This window comes from Bartonella sp. AS69XJJH (genome assembly GCF_042195585.1).
Taxonomy (GTDB): domain Bacteria; phylum Pseudomonadota; class Alphaproteobacteria; order Rhizobiales; family Rhizobiaceae; genus Bartonella.
Genome location: NZ_JBHIOO010000151.1, coordinates 1 through 539, shown reverse-complemented (window position 1 = coordinate 539; position 539 = coordinate 1). Strand labels below are relative to the sequence as shown.

The following is a 539-nucleotide window of genomic DNA, read 5'->3' as shown; positions in this document are numbered from 1 at the left end:
ACTGTTCGCTTTGAACCATCAACACCCAATAATCCATTTGTTGAAGTTTCTAATCAAGTCTACGCACGTCTCAAGCGTGCAAATGCTGCAAAACCTTTTGTTGACGTCAAGACAACAGCAAAACCCGACAAGGCGGTTGAACAAATTAAGCAGATAGAACAAGAAGCCGCACAAACATCATCTGAACCAGTGACAGAGAAAACCTCACTCGAACAGCCAAAAGCATCTAAAGTTTCTAAGTCATCAACACCTACTCCCAAAAAGGCTTAGAAGTTGAAGTTAATCATCCATCAAAAATGGTATCTTCAACAGGTGAAGGATACCTTCACCAGTCTCCAAGCACCACGCCTTAATTGGGCTTTGCGTAATGCTCTAAACACCTCTGCAAAACAAGTCGAACGCTTTGCAGAAAAACAAATTTCTGATGTTACATCAGCCCAATCAAAGCGTGTCAGAAAAGGCGTTTATATTAAAGGAAAGGCTACAGCAAAGCTTCTCGAGACAGATATCATTGGTTCTGGAACACCGATACCTCTTAA

1 protein-coding gene and 1 pseudogene are annotated in these 539 nt (G+C 41.6%); both read left to right on the top strand.

Annotated features, from left to right (window positions below):
* On the top strand, positions 1-270 hold a 270-nt coding region (locus ACFIK6_RS10285), incomplete at its 5' end, for a hypothetical protein (protein WP_375677629.1).
* Between the two features lie 3 nt (positions 271-273).
* A pseudogene (locus ACFIK6_RS10280) lies at positions 274-539 on the top strand (hypothetical protein); the annotation flags it as partial.